Source organism: Rhodospirillaceae bacterium (assembly GCA_016712715.1).
GTDB lineage: Bacteria > Pseudomonadota > Alphaproteobacteria > Dongiales > Dongiaceae > Dongia.
The window spans coordinates 1,457,419-1,479,155 of record JADJQM010000001.1; the positions used below are offsets into that span (position 1 = coordinate 1,457,419).

Here is a 21,737-nt window from a genome sequence, read left to right on the forward strand (position 1 = left end):
TCACAAGCTTTCCAGCTTTGGCAGACTACGCACTATCTTCATTGTTTCCAGACCGACAGTGACAACACGCTGGAAGAGTTTCAGCGGATACGCCGGATCGCCAACGGTTTCGATGGCGTAGCGGTTGGCGTCGTTAACGATGCCGCTCGCCTTGTCGGTCTTGACGCATTGCCGCTCCATCACCCATTCCAGCGCCGGTTTGCCGTTGACGACGTATTCATAAGCCGCCAAGGGAATGTCGGTCATGGTAATGTTGGCATTATAGATAACCGTGGTTTTGTCGAGGTTCGGGCGCTTGCCTGCGAATTTCATCTGAACGACGCGATAGAAGCGCTCCGGGTCGGAAATTTTGGCCAGCCGCAAATCGCCCTGCGCGATCCCGACCGGATAGGGTTCCACCTTCTCGAAGTCGACGTGAAGTTCGCCCAGTTTGCGGCCGGCGGCGACGAAGGAGCGGAAATCAGAAACCTTCTTTACCGCCGGAACGCGCGGCAATTCCTTGGAGAGGTTGTCGTGGAATTGCTCGCGGTATTGTTCCGAGTGCAGCAGGCCATAAACGTAATAGAAAATATCATCTTTGGTGATGACCTCACCCGGGTAGGCGGCTTGAAAATGTGCCAGCCCCTCGTCGGTGAGGGCGTCGCGACGATGGTGACGTCCGGCAGCCTTCTTCGTTAACAGATTTCCCTGAGCGCTGTTGCTGTCCGCTGTTTCCTCGTCGTAGAGATAGCGAGGGAAACATTGACTCCCACCATCCGTTTGCAGTTCGGGGATGTTGTCCATCATCAATGCAAGCTGGCTGCCTTTGTGCGGGCGCTGCTTAACCATGATCACCAGATTTGCCGCCGATGCTTCACCTAATGGGAAGACGCGCGGCATCTGGTAGACCATCTCGTTGAAGGTGCGATTGTAATAGAGCCACTGGTGCGTAAAGGGACGGTAGAGGCTCGAAACTAGGCACGCCTCATTATAGGAAAACTGCTTGTCCTTGACCCAATCGCCTTTCAGCGCTCGCGTCCAACTGATCTTGCTGGAATCAGTGCTAAGAAATCCATCCACAGCCTTTTCGCGCGCCTTGCGGTCAGCCTTCGGATGCGCAGCAGCGAAGCGATCACGCTCGGCATTATAGAAGCCGATCATTCGCTCCATGTTTGATGCCAACCCTATTCTACTGGCGTTATATGCCCAAGCGTCGCGGGCAGTAACAACGCCCATTGAAAAATTATCAAAAAGCTTTGCTTCGCCGTTTTTCTTGTCACCTAAGGCGATAAAGCCCTCAAAGCTCTTATCACGCTGCGCAATCCAGTCGCCATGTTCATCTGGCGTGATGTCGCGCCAGCCGTTCTTGCGCTCTATTCCACCCGTACTGCCGAGGCGTGAAACGACGGCCAGCTTTTCCTCGCGGGAGAGATAGTCCCCAATATCGTGAAAGCGAACCCGCCCTTGCTCTGCGGCTTTGGGATTCTTGACCAGCAGGGTAATTGCAACAGGGGTGCGTGTACCTTGGCCGAAAACATTGTCTTTCTCTTTGCGGCGCTGCTCGCCAGATGTGCGAGCATTGCCACGCAAATGGAACACATGGATGTTGGCAAACTCATCCGCTAGGGATTTTCGCAGTCCATCGGCTGTATTTGCCTCAATCCAACCGGCATTGCTGACATAAGCGACAACGCCGGCATCACCGATTCGGTCGCTCGCCCAGCGAATAGCACGGACGTAGCTGTCGTAGAGGCCCTTTGCGAGAGTTGCCTTTGATCTCGTCGCATATGTGTCACGAATACGGCTATCGAGCTTAGGATAGGTCAGATTCTCAGCACTGTCGTTCTCACTCTTTTGTCCAATGGAATAGGGTGGATTTCCAATGATCACCCGAATGTCGAGTTTTTTCTGGCGGCTACGTCGGTTGCTATTATCTGCCATAAGTTCACTGACTAAATCTCTTTCCTGCTCGTAGAGTTGAAAGGTATCGGTCAGACAGATACCTTCAAACGGTGCATAGTCACCGCCCGCGATGGAATGATAGACAGATTCGATGTTTATCGCGGCTATGTAGTAAGCCAGCAACACAATCTCATTGGCATGGATTTCGTGCCGGTACTTGTGCGAAAGTTCCTCCGGCTTAATTAGGCCGGATTGTAAAAGCCTAGTGATGAAGGTGCCCGTTCCAACAAAGGGGTCGATGATGTGAACTCCCTTGCTGCCGAGCGTTTGGCCGAATTCCGATTGCAGCGCTTCATTTACCGACCGGATAATGAAATCTACGATCTCGACTGGCGTGTAGACGATGCCGAGCCGCTCGGTCAGCTGCGGGAAAGCATTGCGAAAAAACTTGTCGTATAGCTCGACGACAATCTTCTGTTTCGCCGCTGCATTGTCGATGCCGGCGGCACGCCGTTTCACACTCTGATAGAACTTCTGAAGGCTGTCAGATTCCTTATCGAGATTGTGTTCGTTCAGCTTGTCCAAGACCTGCTGCATGGCCACCGAAACCGGGTTGTTTCGGGCAAAACTGTAGCCCTCGAACAGCGCCTCGAATACAGGCCGGGTGATAATATGCTGGGCCAGCATTTCGATGGCTTCGCCCACGGTAATGCTATCATTGAGGTCGTCCCGGATTTCTGCCAGGAAGCCCTCAAAAGCGGCTCGTTCCGGCGTTCCGGCCTTGTCCACCAGGGCGGTAATGCGGGCGATGTGGGTCTGGGCGATCTTGGCGATGTCGGTCGCCCAATCCTCCCAGTAGTCGCGGCGGCCACACTTCTTGACAATCTTCGCCATGATGGCCTTGGAGAATTCGTCGAAGTAAAATGCCCCCTGGCCCTCTGATTTCCGGGACTTGTCGGCGGCTTCGTCACGGCTATCGTCGGTGTCAGCGGCGGAACCCTGGCCGATATCAACTTTGCCCGTTTTGCTGTCCTTCTTGTTCGGCAGTTTGTTGCTGACGGCGATGACCTCGATATGGTCGGAAACATCGACACCGAGATCGGCCTTGTTGATCATGGCGTCGAAGCGCTCGTCGTGGGAACGCAAGGCGTTCAGAATCTGCCATACAACGCGATAGCGTTCATTATCGTTCAAGGCTTCTTCTGGTGTCATCCCAACCGGCACGCCGATGGGCAGGATGACATATCCCATGTTCTTGCCCTCGGCTCGGCGCATGACGCGCCCGACGGATTGCACGACGTCGATCTGCGATTTCCGGGGATGCATGAAAAGGATGGCGTCGAGCGCCGGCACGTCTACGCCTTCCGACAGACACCGAGCATTAGTGAGGATCCGGCAAGCAAGATTGCCATGATCCTCCTTCAGCCAATCTAGCAGGCGACTCCGCTCCTTCGCACCGAATGTCCCGTCCACATGCTCCAACTGGCATTCTAGCGTTTTAGCATCACCTTCCGTCTCCTTGCCCTCGTCCGAATCCAGGTATTCGCTAATGACGGCGGCAAATTCGGACTGAACAAGCTTGGAAGATGCGATGTCCCTGCAGAAGGCAAGCGCCCGCTTCATGGGTTCTGGATCGGTCAGAAGTTCCGACTTCAATCCGGTCTTGGACAACGCCTTGTAGCAACCGATGATCTTGGTCGCGTCATCCAGCTTCAATTCGGATGACTCATCGGCAAGACGTTTCTGAATGCCTCCGCTGACCATCTGCTCGTCAACAGCCAGCACCAGCACCTTGTAATCGGTCAGCAGCTTGTTCTCGACGGCCCAGCCGAAGCCACGCTGGAAAAGCGTCTTGCCGTAGAGGCTTTCATCATCCATGGAACAAAGGACGGCGGATACCTCGTTCGCCTTGCTCTTGACCGCATCACCGAAGACGCGCGGCGTGGCGGTCATATAGATGCGCTTCCGGCCCGCAATGAAATCCTGATTGTGAATCTTGACGAAGTTGCTTTCTTCATCGCCTTCCAGGGTGGCCCCAGTCGTCCGGTGGGCTTCGTCGCAAATAATCAGGTCGAATTCGGGCAAACCGTGCATTTTCTGCGCGTCGGCAATGACCTGGATGGATTGATAAGTCGCGAATACGACCGTCATCCGATCTGTGTCTGGTTTTGCAGCCTTCTTACCCAGCTTTCCGGCATCCGTCGTCGCCGGGTAATCGAGGTCATGCGCCTCAATCTCGGCAATATCATTGCTTGCCTTCCGACGTTTACCTACCTGAGCGTCGGAACACACAGCGAATGGTCGCAACGGAGTGGCGGCGTCAATGCTCCATTCCCGGATGGTCTGGCTCATGAGAGCCAGCGACGGCACCAGGAACAGCGCCCGCCCGCCGGCACCGGCCATCGCCTCGGCTATTTTCAGGCCGGTAAAGGTCTTGCCCGTTCCACACGCCATGATGAGCTTGCCCCGGTCGGCTTCCGCAAGTCCAGCCTGTACGTTTTCCAAGGCTTCCTGCTGATGTGGCCGGATCGTTTTCGGTGCCGCCAGCTTGATTTCGTCACGCAGCAGATAAGCGGACCAGTCGATAGGGCTTTCTTCCAGGCGGTCGAAGCCGATGCGCGAAACCGGTGGGTTCTGGTTATCCAGGGCTGATTCGGCGTTGGCGCTCCACGGCGCATCCGTGGTGTCGATAATCAACCGGCGGGTGAAATGCTTTTGCCCGACGCCGTAAAAGCTGTCGATGTCGGCTTTCTGGATACGATAGCCTTCCTGATAGAACTTGCATTGGATGGCGCAAAGGCCATCCTCGCCCCTGATTTTGGCAACGGCGTCGATGCCCGTATCCTTGCCGTCGTAGCTGTGTTTGGCCGCCCATTCGGCGAACAGCCAGGCATCCTCGTATTCCTGCGCCATGCCGGGATCGTTCTTAATGAAGGCAACAGCCAAGCGCTCGAAATAGGTACCCTTCTCGCGTTCGGACTTCGCGGACTCGCGATACTGGGCTAGGAGCGCGCGGAGGGTGCTCATATTGCTCTCTATACTTGAAGATTGATCCCCGATGCTCTCTATCTAGCAGGGATCGGCAAGTTTGTGGAGCGTCGTTCCGCCTACTTACCGGCCTTAATAGCCGGTTCGCTTAATAGAGCCCGATAGAGCGTTTTTTGGGGCTGCCGGCGGCCACCCTATTGCCGCCGCAACTTCGGTGCCCTGGCGTGCCTCTATTGCGATTTCTCAGGCCACTCGATCTGCCGGCCCACCCCTCGACGTCCTCTCTCGGCCAAATCGGCTCCTGGACCACCCAGAACAGAACAGCCCCCTTAAGGGGGCTGTTCTGTTCTGATCACTCCACCGCAAAAAATTCCAAATTGCGAGCCGAGTTCCGAAAACGGAACAATATCACTTAGCGACCCGGCAACGTCGCCGGAAACTGGCTGCGAAAGGAAAGCCACATGTCGAAGGGAACTTCAGCGCGACGGGCCAACAAGCCGTCGTACAACCTCTATCTCTCCAACGGACGACCGCCGCGTCGAACGGAAACGTCAGTCATCCAAGCGGTGCTGCGCGTCGGCGATATCGCCATGATGGTCGGCGGTTCGAACGCCGGGAAGTCGACCAGCGTCATCCATCTCACTCAAAGCGTGGTGCGTGGCAGGCCGTGGTTCGGCCGGAAGACCACCGCGACCCCCGTGCTCTACTGCTGCGCGGAGGGCCCTGATGCGGTCGAGGCTGCGGAAAAGGCATGGCTCGGCCATCACAACGAAATCGCGAGTTCGCAAATTGCTTACTGCGAGGAGGGATTTGGGTTCGATGATGCCGAACAGGTCAAGCAGTTCGTCGAAACCGTCCGCGCTTTCGAGAGCAAGAACAATCTCAAATTCGGGATCATCGTCTTCGATACGCTTGCCGACTATCTCGGCAACATTGAAGAAAACTCCAATACCGAGATGCGAAAAGTCAATCTGGCATTGCGCTGGATCGCCAAGAAGCTCGGATGCGCGATTCTTCTCGTGCATCACTTCGGAAAGGATGAGGGTCGCGGTCCGCGCGGTGCAGCGGCGCTCAATGCCAAACTGGATGTGCGGCTCGATTGCTGGTCGGACGGAGATCTGACCATCCTCGAAGTTGGCAAGATGCGACGTGGCAAAAACGGTGCTCGTTTCGTTGCGCGCCGCGAAGCCGTCGTGGTCGGCGTGGATAGCTTTGGCGATCCGGAAACCGCCTGCATCATGATTGAGCAACTCGGCGAAGTTCCGCTCTCGGCGGTTCCCGCCTCGTTGACGCTCGATCAAGCCATCCTCAACATCGTGACCGCCATTCCCAAGCCCGTGGACTGGTCAGATGTCCGCACCAGCCTAAAGGCCCTGGGCTTCGCCATCGATGAGGCCGGCCGGGTCGCCGCCGAACGCGCCAGGGACAAGCTGGCGAAGGGGCCGAATCGTCAGCTTGATTACGACAAAAAGTCGAAGCTCGTCTCTCTGGTGCCGACACTCCCTACGACTGTTATCGTCGCGAGCAACGTCGGCAACACCGGGGCAAAACCCGAACCGGCCGAACAGCCGGCCAATGACGACGTGGTGGCGGCCTAAGCGCCGCAAGGGCAAGATCGGGGCCGGCGCAGGCCGGCCCCTCGTTTTTCATCGCAGATGAAAAACGCTAGTAGGTAACGCCTCTTAACCTTCTCCTGTCTTTTCAGGCTCATTCACCTTGACGCCCGTTTCCAGCTTTCGCACGTCCTGTACCATGTTGCCGGCAGTGGCCAACCGATCGCGCTCAATATCGGCAACGGCCTCCGCCAAGGTTCTTACTGGAAGTTCAAGATAGGGACTCGCCATGTCTTCCTCGCTTATTGCTTCGTCACTGCATCGGCAGTGGCGTTGCGTTCCGGCGAGGACGGGGTGGCAAACGGAAACCGATTTCGCGGGGAACCGCCTGCTCGAAGGAAGGTGGGCGGAAAGCGATTGAAGAGCGGAGGGGCAGCGTCCCTAAGATTTCGCCTCTATATGTCTTTGCCGGAGGCTCCGATGACGAACCCGGCTTACGCAATCTTAAGAGTCAAAGCATTGAAAGGCTGGTCCGCAGTATCGGCTATGGCCCGACATGGTCGTCGTGAGGGTGGTGACACCGACCATATCGACAAGTCGCGTTCGTCATTGAATCGCTACGGCTCCGATTGGAGCGGCGATCCGCGTGACTTGCGATCCTGCATCGAAGCCGTTCGAAAGCATCATGGCGCAACAAACCGAAAGGGTGCGCCAGTTGGGTCGCATCTATTGTTGACAGCGTCGGCGTCGTATTTCCGGCCAGATGCGCCGGACTCTTTCAACACCTACGAAGTCGACAAATTAGAGAACTGGTTGAACACAAATCTCGCTTGGATAAATCAAAGATGGCCTCAGCAGATAGCAGCTTGGCGCCTTGACCTCGACGAATCAACTCCCCACCTTGACGTTTTCCTGGTTCCTGTCGCCCATCGCCGAACGCGGGGCGGGCGCGATAAATGCGAAGTCTCGCATCGCGAAGCATTTGGCAAATCACGCAAATCCTTCGCCGCCCTTCAGAATGATTATGCTGCGGCGATGGCTCCTCTTGGCCTCGCTCGTGGACGCCCACGCTCCGTCACCGGCGCCATCCATATCCACCCCGCCCGGCTTCGTCTTTCCATGAAGCAGGAAGCGGAACGGCAGCGTGCGCTTCGGATCGGCAGCGCAGGCATCCTCCGACGCGATGTTAGCAATCTCCGCCTCTCTCCCAATGGCATGCTACGCGCCAAATTCGGCGCTGGCGTCCCCGCAGGAGTACATGCCCGATTCCTGGGCATGATGCAGCCAGCGGCTTCAACCCTCATTCAATTCGACCGCCATGTCCAACGCTCCGTAAAAAGGTTGGCACATGAAGTCACGGAATTCGTCGCCGGCCAAGCTGAGGCCGATCGTCAGCAAGCCACTGACATTCTCGACGAAGCCCAGTTACTCCATGCAGAGTTAAGCCGGCTCGGCATGGCAACGCCGAGTCGGCTCGCCGATCAATTGGATTTTCTCGTTGGAGAACTGGTCCGTTGACCGGCTATCTATCAGGACAAATAGGAGGTTGTTGGTTTTCGGCCATTGATTCCACCGCGCCATCGCTGCGAAACGAGGCCTTCGATGCGTCCCGCGAGGTCTTCCGGCATCTCCTCAGGAAACCCCCGCCGAGCAGCTTGGCTGAGCTCGTTTTGGCCACCGGTCAAGGCACGCAACCAGATTTGATATAGGTCGATCTTCTCTTTCATTTTTTTCAATCGGTCGAGATAGCCCTCTGTCATGTCTTTGGCATGAAGTTTTGCCAATCGGTCCAGCGCGGTCCGAATGTCGGCAGGCGCGAGATTTTCGATGCCCTCCCGAACGGTTTGAAGCTGACGAACGAGTTCAAGCACAGCGTCGTTATTGTCGGATGTCGCCTTCCTGACAGTTTCCGCAGCTTCGGCCGTCACCTCCTTTAGAGCGTCGGTACCGCTTGCGACGGCCTGTTTGTATTGCCCAAAGCGAAGCATTCTGAAAAGATACCAGAGGCCAAATGCAAGGCTGGCGACCAGCGCTGCAATGATGGCGAGAGCAATGAGAATGGTAAAAAGCGAAAGCTGAAACGTGAACATCGGCGTGTCTCCTGATTGCTTGCCCCGCGACTGCAGGGGCTTCAAAGGGAGAGATAGTTGTCAGAAGCAGCCTCCGCTTGATTATTCTGTGACGATTTGTGACAGATAATTCGGTAACTCAAGGTAGAAGTCGGTAAACAGCGGTAACAGTATATGTTAATTTTCAATACCTTAACGAAGAACACCGTCATCTGCCGTTGTCCGAATTGGCTTCCCAAGCTTACGACGAGGGTTCGATTCCCTTCACCCGCTCCAAATCCGCCCCGAAACATGACCAGTACGAGGTTCCCCGATGACGAACGCGGGCCATATCACCCTGCTTGATGGCGGCATGGGCCGCGAGTTGAACCGGATGGGGGCGCCGTTCAAACAGCCGGAATGGTCGGCGCTTGCGCTGCTGGAGGGGCCGGATTTTGTGCGCCAGGCGCATGCCGCTTTCATCAGGGCCGGCGCCGAGGTGATCACCACCAATTCCTACGCGGTGGTGCCGTACCATATCGGCGAAGCGCGTTTTGCCGCGCGGGGCCAGGAATTGGCCGACCTCGCCGGGCGCCTCGCCCGCCAAGCGGCGACGGACTCGGGCAAGAAAGTACTGGTTGCGGGGTCGCTGCCGCCGCTCTTCGGGTCCTACCGGCCCGACCTTTTCAATGCCGCGCAGGCGCAGGGCCTGTTGATGCCGCTCATCGTCGGACTGAAGCCCCATGTCGATCTGTGGCTCGCCGAAACACAGAGCGCCCTGGATGAAGCCCGCGAAGTGGCCAAAGGCCTCAAAGGCGATACCAAACCGTTGTGGCTGTCATTCACCCTGCACGACGAACATCCCGATCCCGCCAATCCGCGCCTCCGCTCCGGCGAGACCGTGGCCGCGGCAGCGGAGCTCGCGCATGAACTGGGGGCGGCTGCCCTCCTCTTCAATTGCAGCCAGCCGGAAGTGATGGGAACAGCCATCGACGTTGCGAGGGCGACGTTGAAACGGCTCGGCGCCAACATCAAGGTCGGCTGCTATGCCAACGCCTTCCCACCGCGGAACGAGGAAGAGGAAGCGAATGGCACGCTGAGTGATATCCGTACGGATCTCGATCCCAAGGGCTATCTCGCCTTCGCCGAGGATTGGCAGAAGCGCGGCGCCGACATCATCGGCGGCTGCTGCGGCATCGGGCCCGAGCACATCGCGGCGCTCAAGGAAAAACTCGGCTAGAGGTCACTCATCATCGCGGTAGGGGATGGTCCATTCCTCGCCGCGCGCGGTGGTAATGTACTCCGGCCAGCGATATTGGTGCGGAACCTTGAAGTCCTTGGGCAGCAACGGCGCCATCCACTTGCTGCCGCCGATGCCACCGCCCGTGCGCTCATCGAACTCGGCCTTGGCGGCCGCGCGCAGATCCGGCTTGGTGAAAAGGTCGAGCAAGGTCGCAGCGATGGTCTTGCCGGCGCTCTGGATCATCGGATCGATCGTGGCGGGAATGCCGCCCAGGGCGTTGGCCACCCAATCCGGATAGGTATAGCCCTTGGGCGCCGAGAGCATCGGCCGCGCCACGATGAGGCGCACGGTCGGGCAATGCCAGGTGTAATCGGGGTAATCGTCCGAGGTGAGGTATTGCTGCCATTCCGGCATCTGCTTGCGCATCAGGCGCTCGCATTCCTGCGGTGAGATGAGTTCCTCGGTTGCCGGCAGGAACGGTCTCGCCATCGGTTCCAGGCCGAGATTGCGCTGCATTTCCTGCGCAACCTCGATGGCGGCGGGGCCCCATTGCGGAGCGCCGACCAGCGCCAGATTGTCATAGGTCGCCTGCGAGATCACATGATTGGCAAGGCCCGGCCGACTCTTAGCCACCCAGGTCTTCTTCCATTTGCAGAAGGTCGCCAGCGCGGCGGCCGCGGCGTTGTTGTCCATCACATTGCTGATGATCTCCGCCTGCTCCACGGAATCAGTCCGCAGCATGTAATTGATCTGCGAGATCTGGGGCGTGAGGTTGTCGGCGGTCGCCTGCCCTGCGGTGAGGATCGCCTCGTTGAAACTCCACAGGCCCGTGAAGGGCAGCATGGAGCGGCGCAGGCTTTCGTTCAGCGAATAGAAATGCATCAAGGCGTCGTTGGCACCGGGCGCGCGGGCCGCGAGATGGTTCTGCGGGATCGGGCTGTATTTGTCCGACGCGATCCAATCCTGAGGTGTCTCACAGGTGAAGGTATAGATGTAGTTGTAGCCGACACCGCAATGCGTATCCCAGATCGTGGTGTTGACCATGGGCAGCATATAGGCGGGATGGAACGAGACCGCGGCATCGAGGTCGTCATAATAGCCCTTGGCGGCGTGGATCGGCTTCGATGCGCGGACCTTCTCGGCCGGCTCACCAAAAACCTTGAGCGTGCCGGTGATGCCGTACTTCTCCATGGCGGCCTTGGTCGCAAGCGCTCCGGCGAATGCGCTCATGCCGAGGGCCGAATGCGGGTCGGTATGACCGGGCGCATATTTGGAGAGGCCTTTGCGCGGCTCCTGTTTCGTGCTGGCTGCCTGGCAATTGCCGGGGACGGCGTCATATTCGACATAGGTGGCGATGGTGGGTCCGTTGCCGTTCTTCCAAGTTGCCATGAAGGCCGTCGGCATGCCCCCGGACCCGGCCTCGACCTCAAATCCCTCGGCCCGCAGCTTCTCGACATACCAGGCGGAGGATCTGTATTCGCGAAAAGCGGGCTCGGCAAAGTGCCAGATGATCTGGTGCCAGTCGGAAAGGTCCTGCGCGTGGTTCGCCACCCATTCGAGGACGAATTGCTTCTGGCTGTCCGCGCCACTCATGATGATCACCTACCCGATTCTGAGAAATTTGCCGGATGCTAGCGCAGAGATGTGGGACGATCTATGCCGACCTCTTCCTGGCTTCCTTGGCATAAAGATACGTCGCCAACAGTACCCACCGCCGTGCGTTTGCTGCCTTGCCAGGCTTTGCCTGCAGCGGCGTCGTATAGTGCCAGAACGGCAGCCGATAGATGGTGAGGAAGCCAAGGCCGCTCACCGGCACCATCTCGGTGAAATGCCCGCCCTTGGCGTAGACGAGATACTGATGCTCGACTGCCTTCGAAGCAAGGGAGAGATGGAGGTCGAGATAGCCGCCGGCCGCGCGCGCATTCTCTGGGTGATGATCGTTATGGGGACCGGCATAGTCACCGGGACCGTAGCAGAGAACCTGCTGACCGCTCTTGCGGTCGAGGTTGCGGCCGACAAGCTGTTCGGCAAACGCCGCCAGACTTTCCGATTTCAGCAGGTCGACGACACCCAGCTCCTGCGCGCGCAGCGACGCGGCATCACGCTTGCGCTCAATATAGGCGGTGCTGACGCGCACCGTCTTGGGCAGCCATTCCTCGTAATTGTGCTTCATCTCCCAGATCGTTTCCGGCGGGATCGGATCGCTCATCGGCGACAGCAAGGGACGCAGATGCTCCTCCAACGCGCGGCGTAAACTCTCTGCCTTGCTCTTGGAGATCATGCCGTCGAGGGCGAGGAAGCGGCGCCTGGGATCAGCCAAAGCGCCGCAAATCTCCGCCTTGCCGCCCAGAATTCTGCGGCCGGCGGGTGTCAGGAGATCTTCGAACTCGCGCGGGATCAGGTCCCGCTTGCTCACATCGCCTCCAGCTCGTCGATGAAGCCGGAGACGACACCAAGGCCCTTCGACCAGAAGGCAGGATCAGCGGCATCGAGCCCGAAGGGTGCCAGCAATTCCTTGTGCCGCTTGGTGCCGCCCGCCCGCAGCATGTCGAGATACTTCTCGGCAAAGCCTTCATTGGCGCCGCGATAGACCGCATAGAGCGAATTCACCAGGCAATCGCCGAAGGCATAGGCATAGACATAGAAAGGCACATGGATGAAATGCGGAATATAGGACCAATAGACGCCATAGGCGCTGTCCTTATCGAGCTTGATACCGCTGCCCAGGGCTTCACGCTGGGTCTCCAACCATATTTCCGCAATGCGCACCGGCATCACCTCGCCTGACCGGCGCTCGGCATGGAGCACCGTTTCGAAATTGTGCATGGCGATCTGGCGCACGACGGTGTTGAGCATATCCTCGACCTTGCCGGCGAGCAGGATGCGCCGCTTGGCCGGGTCCTTCTCGCGCGCGAGCAGGGACTGGAAGGTCAACATCTCGCCGAACACAGAGGCCGTTTCCGCCAAAGTGAGCGGCGTGTCGGCGAGCAGAGCGCCCTGCGGCCCGGCCAGGACCTGATGGACGCCATGACCGAGTTCATGGGCCAGCGTCATCACATCGCGGGTGCGGCCATGATAGTTGAGCAGCAGATAGGGATGGGCCGATGGCACGGTCGGATGGGCAAAGGCGCCCGGATCCTTGCCCGGCCGTGACGGCGCATCGATCCAGTTCTTGTCGAAGAACTGCTTTCCGACCTTGGCCAGCTCTGGCGAGAATTCGTGATAGGCGTCGAGGACACTCTTGGTGGCCTCGGCCCAGGGGATGAGACGGTCGTCATCGCGCGGCAGCGGCGCATTACGGTCCCAGAAATCGAGGGCGTCGACGCCCATCCATTTGGCTTTCAGTTTGTAATGACGATGGCTGAGCTTGGGATAGCTGACCTTCACCGCCGTCACCAGCGCATCGACAACCTCGTCTTCGACCTGGTTAGCGAGATTGCGGGAGGACACGGGTCGCGCAAAGCTGCGCCACTTGTCCTCGACCTCCTTGTCCTTGGCCAACGTGTTGGTGACCAGCGCAAAGATGCGTTGATTGTCCTTGAGACCCTTCGCAAGACCCATTGCAGCCGCCTTGCGGTTGGTGCCGTCACGGTCGGTCAGCAGGTTGAGAACTTCGTTGCTGGTGAGCTTCTCGCCATTCACGTCGAAACGGAGATCCGCCATGGTCTCGTCGAACATACGGTTCCAGGCTTGCCGGCCAGTGATCGACTTTTCATGCAGCAGCCGCTCGGCCTCGTCGGAAAGCTGGTGCGGACGGAAGGCACGTACGGCATCGAGCCAGGGTTGATAGCGTTGCAGCGGTCCGTGGGCGAGCTGCTTGGCGAGGACGGAATCCTCGATGCGATTGAGTTCGAGCGTAAAGAACAACGTCTCGACCGAAATCTGGTTGAGGCGTTCGGAGATGTTCTGCTGGAATCGCGCCAGTTCCGGATCGGTCATGTTCCCGGCATAGGCAAGCTGGGCGTAGGAGCCGACCCGGCCGGCGAGGTCCTGCATCTTTTCATAGGCTGTCAGCGCCGCAAGAAGGTCGGCGCCGCTGAGGCCGGCCAGCTTGCCTTCATAGGCGCGCTTGAATTCGCCAGATAGCGTCGCCAGGGATTTGAGATCGCGCTCCAGGGCCGGATCGCTGGTGCCGGCATAGAGGTCGGCCAGATTCCAGTTTGGCAGGGGGCCAAGATCGGCTTTATCCACAGCTTTCGCAGGTGCAGCAGTCATAAATTTTCTCGCTCTCGCATGCGATTGCGTCATGGTCCCCTTTATGGGGATTCAGCGGCGCGCGCCAAGCGCCCATCAACCGTCCAGGGGAGCGGCCAGAAAGATGGATTATGACCGGATTCCAAGCCTGCCGCGCTTGTTCTTCGATCAAGCCGAAAAGCTGGGCAATCGGCCCCTCACCTACCATCGGAACGATGCGGCCTGGGTCCCCGACCGACTGGGCGGAGACTGCGCGGCAGATCGGGCCCTGGCCTGTGGCCTGGTGACCCTCAGGTCATGCCGGGCGACCGTGTGGCCCTTGTCGCGGAGAATCGACCAGAATGGTTGATTGCCGATCTCGCCATCATGAGTGCCGGCGCCGTCACCGTGCCTGCCTTCGCAACCAACACGTCGGAAGACCACCGTCATATCCTGACCCATAGCGGGGCCAAGGGGGTCATCATCTCCGGCGGTGCCATCGCCAATCGCCTGCTGCCGGCTGCCTTGCAGGCGCCGGATCTCAAATTCCTGATCAGCATGGATGCCGTAGACAAGACGGCGCAGATGCCATTCCGGCAATTCTCCTGGGGCGAGGCCATGGACTATGGCCATAACGATGCCGAGATCGAGTATCGCCTGAGTGCGCTCAAGCGCCACGAGACCTGCTGCATCATCTATACTTCCGGCACGGGCGGCGTACCAAAAGGCGTCATGCTCAGCCATGGCTCGATCCTCTGCAACATCAAGGGCGCCTATCGCCTGCTGCTGGATGTGGGACTCGGTAACGATCGGTTCCTGTCGTTCCTGCCGCTGTCGCATTCCTATGAGCATACGGCGGGCCAATTCCTGCCCATCTCGATTGGTGCCGAGATCTGGTATGCCGAGAGCATCGAGCGGCTGGTCGACAACATGGCCGAGGTCAAGCCAACCATCATGACGGCGGTGCCGCGCCTCTATGAGGCGATCCACGCGAAAATCCTGCGTGGTCTCACCAAAGCACCGAAACTGCGGCAGAAACTCTTCTGGCTCGCCTATCGCCTGGGCCGCAAAGCATATGAACATCCAGGTTCGCTCAGCGTCGGCGAGCGGATCCTCAACAAGCTTTGCGACCTTCTGGTCCGCAGGAAGGTGCAGCAGCGGTTCGGCGGGCAGTTGAAGGCCTTCGTCTCCGGTGGCGCCGCGCTCAACTACGAAATCGGCGTGTTCTTCCTGGCGCTGGGCGTGCGGCTGCTGCAGGGCTATGGCCAGACGGAAGCCTCGCCGGTCATCAGCGCCAACATGCCGAGCAAGATCAAGATCGATACGGTAGGGCCGATCTTCGAGGGCTCGAGGGCCGCATCGCCGAGGATGGCGAAATTCTGGTGCGCGGGCAGTCGCGAACGGTTACTGGCGCGACCCGGATTACCGCCAAGGCCGTGGTCGACGGCTGGCTGCACACCGGAGATATCGGCGAGTTCGACGAAGACCGGTACCTCAAAATTACCGACCGCAAGAAGGACATTATCGTGCTTTCCGGCGGAGATAATGTTTCACCGGCGCGGGTAGAGGGTTTCCTTGTGCTGCAGCCGGAAATTGCCCAAGCCATGGTGCATGCTGACAAGCATCCGCATCTGGTGGCACTGATCGTGCCGGATGAGGATTTTGCACGGGAGTGGGCAGCCAGGAACGGCGGCAAAGCCGAACTGGCGGACCTTGTCGGCAATGCGGCGTTTCACAAGGCACTGGTTGGCGTGGTCGACCGAGTAAACGGCAGCTTGTCGCCACTCGAAAAAATTCGCCGCATCGCCCTGCTGCCGGAAGGCTTCACCATCGACAATGGCCTGCTCACCCCCAGCATGAAGATCAAGCGACACAAGATCCGTGAGAAATGGGGCCAAAGCATCGCCAAACTGTATGAGCGGACCTAGGCTTCACCGACTGTAGCGATGCTTGACGCCGGCCGGAAAGTAGGTCGGATCGGCTCGCGCGTATAGTGTCACGATCGGTTTTTGTAGATCGCCCGGGACATAATTCGCAAACTCGCTGTTGAGTTGCCGTAAGACGGTCATGACAGAATGCGATATCGCGTCTGCGATCGTTTCCGACTTGGCAACTTCTTCCGCCAACTCCACCGCCAGTGCAAAGGCCGGCTTGCCTGAAAGCCCCTCTTTCACCTCCATCACGAACTTGCCGGTGACGAAGCCGCGCACGGCTGGCTGTTCAAGGCCCAGGCTCACCGTTTCCGGGAAGATGTTGGCGCCGAAATAGGAAACCGTGAAATTGGCGCGTCCGAAGACCCAGACGAAGGGCTGCCGGCGTTGTGCCGTGACGCCAGCACTCTTTGGATCGAAGCCGGCCTTGGCCAAGCGTGCCCGCATGTCGGCATAGGGCAGGATGCCGCCACGGTCGGCGATGTGGTAGCGGATGAGCGGTACGCCATTGTCGCCGGAGAAGGCAAGCGTCCCGTCCACGGCCTCGAAATAGCGATTCGCGGGATCGTATTGGCACAGAGTAGGTAGGCGGACCTCGCCGAAGATCTCCTGCGCGACATCAGAATGCTTGGCAAGGAACCGGCGGATCGCGACCGAGAGCGGTGTCTCCTGTGCGAGCACGCCAGCATCCGCCGTGCCATAGAGCGAGGCTGCGAAATGAGTGAGGTCGTCGACACCGGCCCGCTCCGCCACCAATTCGCGCCAGGTCTCGCTGAACACCTCGCCCGCCAGGACCAGCTTCAGGTTGAATCGACTCCAATCGAGACCACGCGCCCTCCCGGCATCAATCACCTCCTTCAGGAACGGTGGATAGCCGAGAAGAACCGTCTGCTCAAAATCCGGCGCCAGGCGCGCCACATTGTTGAGTATCTCGTCAGGCTTGTTGCCGGGCGTCACGATCATCACCCGGTATCCCTTCTCGGCCAGCGCGCGCAGGCAGAAAGTGGTGAACATGCCACCCACCCAGGTACCCATGGCGAAGCACACGACCGCCAACGTGCGCTTTTCATGCGCCCGGAACATGTCGCGGAAGACCTGCTCGAAGCGGACGGCGATCGGATATTCGTCGGCCGCCGCGCGTGGCCAGAAGGTGGGTTCCCCGGTCGAGCCGGAGAAACTGCGTAGAAATCGCAGCGGCCGCGATCGCCGCCGAACACCACCTCGTCCTGGCTGAAGCGGCGGATGTAATTCGCCTTGTCGAGCAGCGGCAGACGCGCGAAATCGGCCGGGCTGCGGATCGCAGCCGGGTCGATCGCCTTTTCTTTCAGGATCTGGCCATAGCCCGGGACCTCGGCCGCCACGCGCTGCAGCAGCCCCAGGGCTTGCGCAAAGCCGTCGCCGGTTTCGCCCGGGGTCAGCAAGTCATCGAGCGAGGTGGTGAGGAAATGGTCGCGCGCTTTCATGAATGATGGTCCCTCAGATCAAGCTGGCGGCGATCCCGACGGCCAGGGCCACGATCACCGTGTTGAGAAAGAAACTGATGATGCCATGGGCCGTCACCAGATGGCGCATGGCGCGGCTGTCGACGCTGACATCCGAGACCTGGCAGGTCATGGCGATGACCGCCGCGAAATAGACGAAATCCCAATAATCGGGTTGCTTTTCCCCCGGAAAGTCCAGGCCACCGCGGGGCTTGCCAACCTCCTCACGGTCCTCGTCGTGGAACTCATGGGCGTAATGGACCGCGAACAGGGTGTGCACGAAGAACCAGGACAGAATGATGGTGCCGACACCGACCGCCAGGAAGAGCGCCTTGCTGAAATCCGCCTGTGCCTTCGCAGCTCCCAGCACACCGGCGGCGGCATAGAGGCTGAACGCGGCGGCAAGTACCGTGAGGGCGACGATTTCGCCGAGACTTATGTCGAGCAGTCGGGCGCGGCGCGCAATATGCTCGGTGGTCGAGCGCAACATCATCACCCAGGTGAGCAGCAGGTAGATGACGGCGCCGAAATCCCACGCCAGCGCCACCAGCAGCGGACCGGCAATGCCCTGGAACCACAAGACCGCATAGGCGGCGCCGGCCGCGACAGCGCCGGCCAGAAGTCTCTCCCGGGCGGCAAAATGCGGACCCAGCACATCATAGCGCCCGGAACTCTTGCTCGGTTGATCCGACATCCTTGGTTCCGCCCTTCATGCCGACTGCATTGCAGCAACAATAGTCGTGCCGTTTTGTCGGCCGGCACGCAATTTCACGCTATCACGCCCGCGACAACGCGACCAAATCGAACTACTTCGCCAGCATCGCCGCAAGTCCCTGGACAAGGTGGCGGAATCGGAAGATCGTCGCTGGAAACGGGCCGCGCGAAGCCCCATCTTCTGCCTGTGGAGGCTGCTTCCTTGACGAAACTCGCCACCGTCTCGCTCGACGACAAATACAGAAATTGATACGGGCCGTGTCTATCTCACCGGGCTCCAGGCCCTGGTGCGGCTGCCGATGATGCAGCGCCGCCGCGACGAGCGCGCCAAGCTCAACACCGCCTGCTATGTCACCGGCTATCGTGGCTCGCCTCTGGGCGGCATCGACCTCGCCCTCACCCAGGCCAAGAGCTTCCTCGACCGGCACCACATTCAGTTCCAACCCGGCGTTAACGAGGATCTGGCGGCGACCGCCATCTGGGGCAGCCAGCAGAGCGACTTGTTCGGCGACAGCAAATATGACGGCGTTTTTGCCATGTGGTACGCCAAGGGCCCGGGGGTCGACCGGAGCGGCGACGTGCTGCGCCATGGCAATCTCGCCGGTTCCGCCAAGCATGGCGGCGTGCTGCTGCTCGCTGGCGACGACCATACCTGCAAATCCTCGACCACCGCGCATCAGAGCGAATATGCCTTCATGGATGCGGGGATTCCGGTCCTCAACCCGTCGGGCGTGCAGGAAATCCTCGATTACGGCCTCCATGGCTGGGCCATGTCGCGCTATTCCGGCTGCTGGGTGGCGATGAAGGTGGTGGCCGACACGGCCGAAAGCTCCGGTTCCGTCTCGCTCGATCCGGAGCGGTTCCACGTCAACATCCCCACCGATTTCGACATGCCGGCGGATGGGCTCAACATCCGCCTCCCCGCCTCGCCCTTCGCCACCGCCCAGGCGCTCGAGCAGGAGATGCGGCTCCACAAATACAAGCTCTATGCCGCCCTCGCCTATGCCCGCGCCAACAACCTCAACCAGGCGGTGATCGACGGGCCTAAGCGCCGCTTCGGCATCGTGACCTGCGGCAAATCCTATCTCGATGTGCGCCAGGCGCTCGAAGACCTCGGCATCGATGAGGATTACGCCCGCGAGATCGGCCTCTCCCTCTACAAGGTCGGCATGACCTGGCCATTGGAGCGGAACGGCATCCGCCAGTTCGCCGAGGGGCTCGAGGAAATCCTGGTGGTGGAGGAAAAGCGCGCCCTCATCGAGAACCAGCTCAAGGAACAGCTTTATAACTGGAACGAGAACGTCCGCCCGCGCGTCATCGGCAAGTTCGACGAGAGCGGCGAGTGGATACTCCCCTCCGCCGACGAGTTGACGCCGGCCCGCATCGCCCGCGTCATCGCCAAGAGGATCGAGCGCTATCTCACCAGCCCGCGCATCACCGAGCGGCTGAAATTCCTCGACGCCAAGGAAGCGGCCCTCAAGGGCTTCAACCCGCCGATCAAGCGCATCGCTTACTTCTGTGCCGGCTGCCCGCATAACAGCTCAACCAAGGTGCCCGAGGGCAGCGTGGCGCTCGCTGGCATCGGCTGCCATTTCATGTCGCAATGGATGGACCGCAAAACCTCGACCTTCACCCATATGGGTGGCGAAGGCGGCACCTGGATCGGCCGTGCCCCCTTCTCGAAGACCAAGCATGTCTTCCAGAACATGGGCGACGGCACCTATTACCATTCGGGCCTCCTCGCCATCCGCGCGGCAGTGGCGGCCAAGGTCAACATCACCTTCAAGATCCTGTTCAATGACGCCGTCGCCATGACCGGCGGCCAGCCGATGGACGGGCCGCTCTCCGTCGCCATGGTGGCCCAGCAGGTCGCCGCCGAAGGTGTGGGGCGCGTCGCGATCCTCAGCGACGAGCCGGAGAAATACGGATCGGACAACCAGTTCCCCGGCGGCACCAGCATCGATCACCGCGACCGGCTCGATGCCGTGCAGCGCGACTTGCGCGTCATTCCAGGCGTCACCGTGCTCATCTTTGACCAGACCTGTGCTGCGGAAAAGCGCCGCCGGCGCAAGCGCAAGCTGATGGTCGACCCGCCCAAGCGCGCCTTCATCAATGAACGTGTCTGCGAAGGTTGCGGCGATTGCGGCAAGGTGTCCAATTGCGTTGCCATTGCGCCGGCCGAGACGGCCCTGGGGCGCAAACGGCAGATCGACCAGTCGAGCTGCAACAAGGATTTCTCTTGCGTCGAGGGTTTTTGCCCGAGCTTCGTGACGATCCATGGCGGCGCGTTGCGCAAGCCCCACCCGAAGAAGCTCGATGCAGCGGATTTCCCGGAGCCGACGCTGCCGAGCCTCGAGCGCACCTATAACATCGTGGTGACCGGCGTCGGCGGCACCGGCATCGTCACCATCGGCGCCCTCCTCGGCATGGCGGCCCATCTCGAAGGCAAGGGCTGCTCGGTGATGGACATGGCGGGCCTCGCGCAGAAGGGAGGAGCCGTCTTCAGCCATGTGCGCCTATCAGCCAAGCCCGGCGATATCTTCGCGACGCGCATCGCGGCCGGTAATGCCGATCTGCTGCTGGGTTGCGATATCGTCGTCTCCGGTTCCTTCGATGCGCTGGCCAAATTGGATGTGGGCCGAAGCAAGGCGCTGATCAACACGCATGAGATTGCGACCGGCGATTTCACCCGCGACGCGGATTGGAATTTCCCGGCCGGCGATCTCAAGCAGATTCTCACCAAGGCCGTCGGTGCCAGCGCCATCGAATTCATCGACGCCACCCGCATCGCCACGGCCCTGATGGGCGATTCCATCGCCACCAATCTGTTCATGCTGGGCTATGCCTATCAGCGCGGCCTCATTCCGGTGAGTGCCGCCGCCATCGACCAAGCGATCAAGCTCAATGCCGTCGCGGTCGAGAGCAACCGACAGTCCTTCGCCTGGGGCCGGCAGGCAGCCCTCGACCTCGGTGCGGTGGAACGTGCCGCCGCACCGGCGCGGGCGGAGGAAAGCGTTCCCGAGACGCTGACCGACATCGTCGCCCATCGCCGCAGGCACCTTACCGACTACCAGGATGCGGCCTTGGCCACGCGCTACCAGGCGCTGGTCGACCGCGTCGCCGCCGCCGAAGCAGTCGTCATGCCCGGCAGCGACGCCTTGGCAAAGGCCGTCGCCTGGAGCTATGCGAAGCTGCTTGCTTACAAAGACGAATATGAAGTGGCGCGGCTCTATACTGACGGGCGCTTCCTGGAGGAAATCCGCGACCGCTTCGACGGCGATTACGAACTGCATTTCCACCTGGCGCCGCCCTTGATGGCCAAGCGCGATGCGGTGACGGGTCATCTCAAGAAGCAGGAATTCGGGCCGCGCATGATGTGGGGTCTTCGGCCTGCTCGCCAGATTGAAAGGCCTGCGCGGGACCGCCTTCGACATCTTCGGGCGCAGCGAAGAGCGACGCACCGAGCGGCAGATGATCGTCGCGTATGAAGAGCTGATCGGTGCGCTGCTGGGCAAGCTCACGGCCGCCAACCATGCGACCGCCGTGGCGCTTGCCGCTCTACCGGAGCAGATCCGCGGCTTCGGCCATGTCAAGGAGGCGGCGATGGCGCGTGTGGGCAGCCAGCGCGCGGCTTTGCTCTCGAAGTTCGAGGCACCACAACCCACGCCGGTTACCGGCCGGCATCAGGCGGCAGAATAACTCCAGCTGCCGAGAATGTTCCGCGG

10 protein-coding genes and 3 pseudogenes are annotated in these 21,737 nt (G+C 59.9%); 5 read left to right on the forward strand and 8 right to left on the reverse strand.

The annotated features are described in order from the left end of the window. Positions 1–4,908 carry a DEAD/DEAH box helicase gene (locus tag IPK59_07140; protein ID MBK8158540.1) on the reverse strand — a complete coding sequence of 1,636 codons (4,908 nt, stop codon included), beginning with the start codon at positions 4,906–4,908 and terminating at the stop codon, positions 1–3. A 422-nt stretch (positions 4,909–5,330) separates the two neighbouring features. On the opposite strand from IPK59_07140, the gene IPK59_07145 reads away from it, so the two are divergent. After that, positions 5,331–6,467 (forward strand): AAA family ATPase, encoded by a 1,137-nt coding sequence (locus IPK59_07145; protein MBK8158541.1) that lies wholly within the window; start codon positions 5,331–5,333, stop codon positions 6,465–6,467. An 84-nt stretch (positions 6,468–6,551) separates the two neighbouring features. Here IPK59_07145 and IPK59_07150 read toward each other — a convergent pair whose 3' ends face one another. After that, complete coding sequence (locus IPK59_07150) at positions 6,552–6,713, reverse strand: hypothetical protein (protein ID MBK8158542.1); 162 nt, start codon at positions 6,711–6,713, stop codon at positions 6,552–6,554. A 189-nt stretch (positions 6,714–6,902) separates the two neighbouring features. Here IPK59_07150 and IPK59_07155 point away from each other — a divergent pair, with 189 nt between their 5' ends. Beyond that, entirely contained in the window at positions 6,903–7,940 is a 1,038-nt protein-coding gene (locus IPK59_07155; GenBank protein MBK8158543.1) for a plasmid recombination protein, read from the forward strand. Between the two features lie 11 nt (positions 7,941–7,951). Here IPK59_07155 and IPK59_07160 read toward each other — a convergent pair whose 3' ends face one another. Next, positions 7,952–8,512 (reverse strand): hypothetical protein, encoded by a 561-nt coding sequence (locus IPK59_07160; protein ID MBK8158544.1) that lies wholly within the window; start codon positions 8,510–8,512, stop codon positions 7,952–7,954. A gap of 292 nt (positions 8,513–8,804) precedes the next feature. Between IPK59_07160 and IPK59_07165 the strand changes: the two genes are divergently transcribed. Beyond that, positions 8,805–9,710, forward strand: coding sequence for a homocysteine S-methyltransferase family protein (locus tag IPK59_07165; protein MBK8158545.1), 906 nt, complete (start codon positions 8,805–8,807; stop codon positions 9,708–9,710). Positions 9,711–9,713: 3 nt separating this feature from the next. Here the strand turns inward: IPK59_07165 and IPK59_07170 are convergent, their stop codons facing one another. The 3 genes from IPK59_07170 to IPK59_07180 form a co-directional block, all read right to left on the reverse strand. Next, entirely contained in the window at positions 9,714–11,306 is a 1,593-nt protein-coding gene (locus IPK59_07170) for an amidohydrolase (GenBank protein ID MBK8158546.1), read from the reverse strand. A gap of 61 nt (positions 11,307–11,367) precedes the next feature. Beyond that, entirely contained in the window at positions 11,368–12,114 is a 747-nt protein-coding gene (locus tag IPK59_07175; GenBank protein MBK8158547.1) for a hypothetical protein, read from the reverse strand. A gap of 11 nt (positions 12,115–12,125) precedes the next feature. Then, positions 12,126–13,928, reverse strand: coding sequence for a M3 family oligoendopeptidase (locus tag IPK59_07180; GenBank protein MBK8158548.1), 1,803 nt, complete (start codon positions 13,926–13,928; stop codon positions 12,126–12,128). Between the two features lie 103 nt (positions 13,929–14,031). Here IPK59_07180 and IPK59_07185 point away from each other — a divergent pair. Beyond that, positions 14,032–15,814 (forward strand): annotated as a pseudogene (locus tag IPK59_07185) (long-chain fatty acid--CoA ligase). 3 nt (positions 15,815–15,817) lie between these two features. Here the strand turns inward: IPK59_07185 and IPK59_07190 are convergent. Then, positions 15,818–17,280 (reverse strand): annotated as a pseudogene (locus tag IPK59_07190) (phenylacetate--CoA ligase family protein). A 13-nt stretch (positions 17,281–17,293) separates the two neighbouring features. Beyond that, positions 17,294–17,992 carry a DUF1345 domain-containing protein gene (locus IPK59_07195; GenBank protein MBK8158549.1) on the reverse strand — a complete coding sequence of 233 codons (699 nt, stop codon included), beginning with the start codon at positions 17,990–17,992 and terminating at the stop codon, positions 17,294–17,296. Here IPK59_07195 and IPK59_07200 point away from each other — a divergent pair. Further along, a pseudogene (locus IPK59_07200) lies at positions 17,939–21,711 on the forward strand (indolepyruvate ferredoxin oxidoreductase family protein). The gene IPK59_07195 and the pseudogene IPK59_07200 sit on opposite strands and share 54 nt — an antisense overlap. The last annotated feature ends 26 nt before the right edge of the window (positions 21,712–21,737 follow it).

Excerpts from the sequence above, each read along its gene's own strand:
- IPK59_07160 (MBK8158544.1), bottom strand. The coding sequence starts at position 8,512 with ATGTTCACGTTTCAGCTTTCGCTTTTTACCATTCTCATTGCTCTCGCC.
- IPK59_07165 (MBK8158545.1), top strand. The coding sequence starts at position 8,805 with ATGACGAACGCGGGCCATATCACCCTGCTTGATGGCGGCATGGGCCGC.
- IPK59_07195 (MBK8158549.1), bottom strand. The coding sequence starts at position 17,992 with ATGTCGGATCAACCGAGCAAGAGTTCCGGGCGCTATGATGTGCTGGGT.
- IPK59_07155 (MBK8158543.1), top strand. The coding sequence starts at position 6,903 with ATGACGAACCCGGCTTACGCAATCTTAAGAGTCAAAGCATTGAAAGGC.
- IPK59_07140 (MBK8158540.1), bottom strand. The coding sequence starts at position 4,908 with ATGAGCACCCTCCGCGCGCTCCTAGCCCAGTATCGCGAGTCCGCGAAG.
- IPK59_07180 (MBK8158548.1), bottom strand. The coding sequence starts at position 13,928 with ATGACTGCTGCACCTGCGAAAGCTGTGGATAAAGCCGATCTTGGCCCC.
- IPK59_07150 (MBK8158542.1), bottom strand. The coding sequence starts at position 6,713 with ATGGCGAGTCCCTATCTTGAACTTCCAGTAAGAACCTTGGCGGAGGCC.
- IPK59_07145 (MBK8158541.1), top strand. The coding sequence starts at position 5,331 with ATGTCGAAGGGAACTTCAGCGCGACGGGCCAACAAGCCGTCGTACAAC.
- IPK59_07170 (MBK8158546.1), bottom strand. The coding sequence starts at position 11,306 with ATGAGTGGCGCGGACAGCCAGAAGCAATTCGTCCTCGAATGGGTGGCG.